Source organism: Streptomyces tricolor (assembly GCF_002155905.1).
Classification (GTDB): domain Bacteria; phylum Actinomycetota; class Actinomycetes; order Streptomycetales; family Streptomycetaceae; genus Streptomyces; species Streptomyces tricolor.
This window is the reverse complement of the sequence record NZ_MUMF01000514.1, coordinates 1-6,697: the sequence shown is the minus strand read 5'-3', so window position 1 is coordinate 6,697 and position 6,697 is coordinate 1. Positions and strand designations below refer to the sequence as shown.

Genomic DNA, 6,697 nt, shown 5'->3' with positions numbered 1-6,697 from the left:
CGGGCGTACAGCATCCGGCGCCGCCGTACGGCTCGCCGGATGCTGTACGCCCGTACCGCCGGACGAGATCACCGGGTTCACGGTGCGCGGCGGAGCGGTGACCGTGCACCGCGTGGAGTGCGCCGCGGTGGCGCACATGAAGAGCACGGGGCGTGCGGAGATCGGCGTGCGCTGGGGGAACACCACCGAGTGCCGGGTCACCCTGGTCGCTGAATCGTTCGGCCGCCCCCATCTCCTCGCCGACCTCACCGAGGCGATCGCCCTGCAGGGCGCCGAGATCGTCTCCGCCACCGTCGAACCGCCCAGCCAGCAGCGGGTGCGCCACACCTACACCCTCCAGCTCCCCGACGCGGCCCACCTCCCGGCCCTGATGCGCGCCATGCGGGACGTCCCCGGGGTGTACGACGTGAGCCGCGCCCAGCACCAGACGCCGGCCTCCTGACGACGGCGTCCGGCTTACCCGTTCGGGTGGGCCGGTCGCGCGTCGCCGTCGCGGGGCGGACCCGCACTGGTAGCGGTGGTGCATGCTGCTCACCCCCTGCCCCCGGACCCGGCCGAGGCCCTCCCGCCTGCGGATGCCCACGCTCCGCCGGCGTCGGACGGCGGCCCTGCTCGCCTCCGCCGTCTCCGTCTGCCTCGTCGCCGCCGCGGCCCCGGCCGAACCGCTCGGCGTCGGCGACCGGCTCTACCCCTACCTCGGCAATCCCGGCTACGACGTCGCCTCGTACGACCTGTCCCTCACCTACCCCGGCACCAACGACAGGCCGCTGCAGGCCGTCACCACCATCGACGCCTGGACCACCGCCGACCTGGAGCGGCTCAACCTCGACTTCGCGCACGGCACCGTGCGCTCGGTCGAGGTCGACGGCCGTCCCGCGGGCTTCACCAGCGCCGGCGAGGACCTGGTCGTCACCCCCGAGCACCCCCTGGCCGAGCGCAGCCGGATCCGGATCACCGTGCGGCACACCAGCGACCCCGTCTACCGCGAGGACCAGCAGGGCGGCTGGGTGCGCACCTCCGACGGCCTCGCCATGGCCAACCAGGCCGACGCCGCCCACCTGGTGTTCCCGTGCAACGACCACCCGTCCGACAAGGCGATGTTCACCTTCCGGATCACCGCGCCGAACGGCTACACCGCCGTCGCCAACGGCCTGCCCGCCGGTGCCGAGCGGGTCGGCCGTGACACCACCTGGACCTACCGCACCCAGCACCCCATGGCCACCGAACTCGCCCAGGTGTCCATCGGCCGCTCCGCCGTGGTGCACCGCGCGGGCCCGCACGGGCTGCCGCTGCGCGACGTCGTGCCCGCCGCCGACCGCACGGCCCTCGAACCGTGGCTCGCCAAGACCCCCGACCAGATCGCCTGGATGGAGAGCAAGGTCGGCCGGTACCCCTTCGAGACCTACGGCGTGCTCATGGCGCAGGCCTCCACGGGCTTCGAACTGGAGACGCAGACCCTCTCGCTCTTCGAGAAGCACCTGTTCACCGAGCCCGCCTACCCCCGGTGGTACATCGAGTCGATCATGGTGCACGAGCTGTCCCACCAGTGGTTCGGGAACAGCGTCACCCCGCGCAGCTGGTCCGACGTCTGGCTGAACGAGGGCCACGCCACCTGGTACGAGGCCCTGTACGCCGAGGAGACCGCGGACCGGCCCCTGGCGGACCGCATGAAGGCCGCCTACGGCGCCTCCGACCGCTGGCGCGAGGCCGGCGGACCGCCCGCCCGGCCCAAGCCGCCCGCGCCCGGCCAGAAGATCGGCATCTTCCGGCCCAACATCTACGACGGCGCCGCGCTGGTGCTCTACGCCCTGCGCCAGGAGATCGGCACGCCGGCCTTCGAGCGGCTGCAACGGATCTGGGTCCAGGAACACCGCGACACCATCGCCACCACCAGCGACTTCGTCCGCCTGGCCGCCGCCGTCTCCGGGCGCGACCTGAGAGGCTTCTTCCAGGCCTGGCTGTACGGCGAGACGACCCCGCCGATGCCCGGCCACCCGGACTGGAAGCCGCAGCCGCCCACCCGGACCGCCCCGCCCCGCGCCCGGCGATAACCCGGTGACGAGACGGGCCGTACCGTGCGACCATCTACGGGTCGGCACGCGCAGGGGACACGGGAATCTCCCGGGGTACTCGTGCGTTGAACGTCACGTACGGCCCGGACGACCGTCCGCGGTACCGACGCCGTAACGGCACTCTCATCGACGTATCTCATCGACGTTAGGATCCAATGACCTCCTCTTCTTCCCCTTCCCAGGACACCAAGCGCCTCGCGCACGCCTATCCCGAGGGTCTTCGGGCCGATGCCCTGATGGAAGAGGACGTCGCCTGGAGCTTCGAGATCGACGGCGAGCGGGATGGCGACCAGTTCGACCGCTCCGAGCGCGCGGCCCTGCGCCGTGTCGCCGGCCTCTCCACCGAGCTGGAGGACGTCACCGAGGTCGAGTACCGCCAGCTCCGCCTGGAGCGGGTCGTGCTCGTCGGCGTGTGGACCACCGGCACCGCCCAGGACGCCGACAACTCCCTCGCGGAGCTGGCCGCCCTCGCGGAGACCGCGGGCGCGCTCGTGCTCGACGGCGTGATCCAGCGCCGCGACAAGCCCGACGCGGCCACCTACATCGGCTCCGGCAAGGCCGCCGAGCTGCGTGACATCGTCCTCGAAACGGGCGCGGACACCGTCATCTGCGACGGTGAGCTGAGCCCCGGCCAGCTGATCCAGCTGGAGGACGTCGTCAAGGTCAAGGTCATCGACCGTACGGCCCTGATCCTGGACATCTTCGCCCAGCACGCCAAGTCCCGAGAGGGCAAGGCGCAGGTCGCGCTCGCGCAGATGCAGTACATGCTGCCGCGACTGCGCGGCTGGGGTCAGTCGCTGTCCCGGCAGATGGGTGGCGGTCGCGGCGGCCTCGCCACGCGTGGCCCCGGTGAGACCAAGATCGAGACGGACCGGCGCCGGATCCGCGAGAAGATGGCGAAGATGCGCCGGGAGATCGCGGAGATGAAGACCGGCCGCGAGATCAAGCGCCAGGAGCGCCGGCGCAACAAGGTGCCGTCCGTCGCCATCGCGGGCTACACCAACGCCGGCAAGTCCTCCCTGCTCAACCGCCTCACGGGCGCCGGTGTCCTGGTCGAGAACGCGCTGTTCGCGACCCTGGACCCGACCGTCCGCCGGGCGGAGACCCCGAGCGGCCGGCTGTACACTCTGGCGGACACCGTCGGCTTCGTCCGGCACCTGCCGCACCACCTGGTCGAGGCGTTCCGCTCCACCATGGAGGAGGTCGGCGACTCCGACCTGATCCTGCACGTGGTGGACGGCTCGCACCCGGACCCGGAGGAGCAGCTCGCCGCCGTACGCGAGGTGATCCGGGACGTCGGCGCCACCGACGTGCCCGAGATCGTCGTGATCAACAAGGCGGACGCGGCCGACCCGCTGACCCTCCAGCGGCTGCTGCGCGTCGAGAAGCGGTCGATCGCCGTCTCGGCCCGCACCGGCCAGGGCATCGAGGAGCTGCTCGGGCTGATCGACAACGAGCTGCCCCGCCCCTCGGTCGAGATCGAGGCGCTCGTGCCGTACACCCACGGCAAGCTCGTCGCCCGCGCCCACACCGAGGGCGAGGTGATCTCCGAGGAGCACACCGCGGAGGGCACCCTGCTCAAGGCCCGGGTGCACGAGGAGCTGGCGGCCGACCTGGCGCCGTACGCACCGGTCTCCGCGAGCTGACCCGCCCCCGCACGAAGAGGCCCGCCACCCTGCTCGGGTGACGGGCCTCCGTCCTGTCTACGGCCGGGTCACCGGCCGGCGAACTGCTTGCTCACCGAGTCGTACACGCCCTTGGCCACCTCACCCAGCCGGGGACCGGCCAGCCAGCCCGCGTTCACGGGGCCGATGGAGGTGTTGGACACCAGCGCGGGCTTGCCGTCCGCGCCCGTCTCCACCCAGCCGCCACCGGAGGAGCCACCGGTCATCGTGCACCCGATCCGGTACATCGTCGGGGCGGCCTGCTCGATGGAGAGCCGGCCCGGCTTGTCCTGGCACCGGTACATCAGCTCGCCGTCGTACGGCGCCGCCGCCGGGTAGCCGGTCGCCGTGACGCTCTTCACCTCCGGCACGGCCGGCGCGTCGAAGTTCACCGGCAGCGCCCCGCCGACGGTCTCCTCCAGCGACTTGCCGCCGCTGCCCTGCTCCGGCGTCACATGGATGACGGCGAAGTCGTACGAGGCGCCGTCACCGCCCGTCTTGCCGCCCTCGCTGATCCACTGCTGCGAGGTCTTCGCCGCGTCGGCCCACCACACCCCGTACGGGGCGATCTCGGACCGGGCGGCGTTCTGCAGCTCGGCCGCCGACTTGCCCTGGTTGTTGTACGACGGCACGAAGGCGATGTTGCGGTACCAGCCGCCCTTCTTGCCGGCGTGCACACAGTGACCCGCCGTCCACACGAGGTTCGACTTGCCCGGGTGCGCCGGGTCCTGCACGACCGTCGCCGAGCAGACCATGGTGCCGCTGGGGGCGTCGAAGAGCAGCTTGCCCGAGGTGGCCGCGCTGGTGTGGTACGGCGCCGCGACCGCCTGCGCCTTCACCGGCTGCGGCGTCGGGTCCGTCACGCCCTGGTCACCGGAGATGTCGTTGTCGTCGACACCCCGGTCCGGGTCCTCGGCGTCCCGCATCCGGTCCGGGTCCCACAGGCCCTTGATGATCGGGTTGATGAAGTCGTTGGCCTCGCGCAGCCAGTCGTCCCTGTTCCAGTCCTTCCAGGCGCCGTTCTTCCACTTGTCGATGTCGAACCCGTGTTCCTTCAGCCTGCGCTTCAGGTCGTCCGAGATCGTGATCTTGCCGTCGCCGGTGCCCGCCGCGGTCGCGGTGGCGGCCGGGTCGCCGTTGGCGTTGTCGTCACCGTCGCCGTTGCAGGCGGTGGCGGTCAGCGCAAGCGCCGACACGAGGGCGACCGCCGTCAGCGAGGTGGAGGCGCGGCGACGACCCCTCCCTCGCCGAGCGGTGAACGACGGCCGTATGGATCGCATGTTCTTGACTCCCCCTGCTGTGAAAGGAACTCGGCGCTTCGGCCCCGGCACCGGCGAGGAACTCAGGCCGAGTTCATGCCGGTCCCACGACCTTCTGGGAACGGCAACACACACTATGCCGTCGCTGTGGGGGAGTTCTGTCCGGGCGGCAACAGTTCCGTCACAGGCGGCCCTGAACAGGGCGTGCAAGGCCGCAGGCCACGCGGCCGACTTCCTTATCGGGTACGGGAGTTGTGCAGCGGGCGGCGACGGCGTCGCCACACCGGGCGCCGGCCCCGAACCGGGAGGGGCCGCCGACCAGGCACCGCCCGGGACCTGACGCCGTGCGACCGGCGTGCGGGGGAACCCTGACGGAGGCCGACGGCCCGGCGGTGCCGTCCGGCCGCGCGGCGAGGCACGTCACCCGCGCCGTCCCGCCAAGGAACTCCGAGCGACCCCGTAACCGCCCGAACGGTCCGCGGTTGTAGCCGGTGGGGACCGCTGCCTGAGCAGGTCCCCGAGCAACTCGCCCTTGAACAGCGGGGAGGACAGCGCGCAGTGGCCGTTACGGAGTCGATGGCTGGAGGCACACCCGAGCAGGAGCGGGCCGTGCACGAGGGGATCCTCAGACGCCAGTCGGCGCGGGAGTCCTCGGCACGCACCTACGCCCGAGCCCTGCCCATCGTGCCGGTCCGGGCACGCGGGCTCACCATCGAGGGCGCCGACGGCCGCCGCTACCTGGACTGCCTCTCCGGCGCCGGCACCCTCGCCCTCGGCCACAACCACCCGGTCGTGCTGGAAGCCATCCGCAGAGTTCTCGACTCCGGCGCCCCCCTCTCCGTCCTCGACCTCGCGACCCCCGTCAAGGACGCCTTCATCACCGAACTGTTCCGCACCCTGCCGGCCGGCCTCGCCGACCGTGCCCGCGTCCAGTTCTGCGGACCGGCCGGCACCGACGCCGTAGAGGCCGCCCTCAAACTGGTCCGGGCCGCGACCGACCGCACCGGCATCCTCGCCTTCACCGGCGCCTACCACGGCATGACCGCCGGCGCCCTGGCCGCCTCCGGCGGCGCCCGCGACGTCCAGGTCGCCCGCCTGCCCTACCCCCAGGACTACCGCTGCCCCTTCGGGGTCGGCGGCCGGTCCGGTGCCGAACTCGCCGCCCGCTGGACCGAGTCCCTCCTCGACGATCCCAAGTCCGGCGTGCCTCTGCCGGCCGGCATGATCCTCGAACCCGTCCAGGGCGAGGGCGGCGTCATCCCCGCTCCCGACGACTGGCTGCGCCGCATGCGCCGGCTCACTGCGGACCGGTCCATCCCGCTGATCGCCGACGAGATCCAGACCGGAGTCGGCCGCACGGGCGCCTTCTGGGCCGTCGACCACAGCGGCATCACCCCCGACGTCATGGTCCTGTCCAAGGCCATCGGCGGCAGCCTCCCCCTGGCCGTGATCGTCTACCGCGACGACCTCGACGTCTGGCAACCCGGCGCCCACGCCGGCACCTTCCGCGGCAACCAGCTCGCCATGGCCGCGGGCACCGCCACCCTCGCCTACGTCCGCGAGAACGGCCTCGCCGAACGCGCTGCCGCCCTCGGCGCCCGCATGCTGGCCCGACTCGCCGAGCTCACCCACCGCTTCCCCTGCGTGGGGGACGTACGGGGACGCGGACTGATGATCGGTGTCGAACTGGTGGACCCGGACG

Annotated in this window: 5 protein-coding genes; 4 read left to right on the top strand and 1 reads right to left on the bottom strand. The window is 72.2% G+C overall.

Features of this window, described 5'->3' with window-relative positions:
* The 3 genes from CCN44_RS32085 to hflX form a co-directional block, all read left to right on the top strand.
* Window positions 1–442: ACT domain-containing protein (locus CCN44_RS32085; RefSeq protein ID WP_143650087.1), on the top strand; the 442-nt coding region annotated here is incomplete at its 5' end.
* Between the two features lie 133 nt (window positions 443–575).
* Window positions 576–2,051, top strand: coding sequence for a M1 family metallopeptidase (locus tag CCN44_RS32080; RefSeq protein WP_237482236.1), 1,476 nt, complete (start codon window positions 576–578; stop codon window positions 2,049–2,051).
* A gap of 176 nt (window positions 2,052–2,227) precedes the next feature.
* Window positions 2,228–3,718: a GTPase HflX gene (gene hflX / locus CCN44_RS32075; protein ID WP_059252995.1), complete on the top strand. Its 1,491-nt coding sequence runs from the start codon at window positions 2,228–2,230 to the stop codon at window positions 3,716–3,718.
* Window positions 3,719–3,786: 68 nt separating this feature from the next.
* Here the strand turns inward: hflX and CCN44_RS32070 are convergent, their stop codons facing one another.
* A complete protein-coding gene (locus tag CCN44_RS32070; protein WP_086701612.1) occupies window positions 3,787–5,016 on the bottom strand; it encodes a trypsin-like serine peptidase in 1,230 nt (409 codons plus the stop codon).
* Between the two features lie 555 nt (window positions 5,017–5,571).
* Here CCN44_RS32070 and CCN44_RS32065 point away from each other — a divergent pair.
* A partial coding sequence (locus CCN44_RS32065; RefSeq protein ID WP_086701622.1) for a diaminobutyrate--2-oxoglutarate transaminase family protein occupies window positions 5,572–6,697 on the top strand: 1,126 nt, incomplete at its 3' end.

Bases quoted from the DNA above. Each gene is read 5' to 3' on its own strand.
- CCN44_RS32080 (WP_237482236.1), top strand. From the start codon at position 576: ATGCCCACGCTCCGCCGGCGTCGGACGGCGGCCCTGCTCGCCTCCGCC.
- hflX (WP_059252995.1), top strand. From the start codon at position 2,228: ATGACCTCCTCTTCTTCCCCTTCCCAGGACACCAAGCGCCTCGCGCAC.
- CCN44_RS32070 (WP_086701612.1), bottom strand. From the start codon at position 5,016: ATGCGATCCATACGGCCGTCGTTCACCGCTCGGCGAGGGAGGGGTCGT.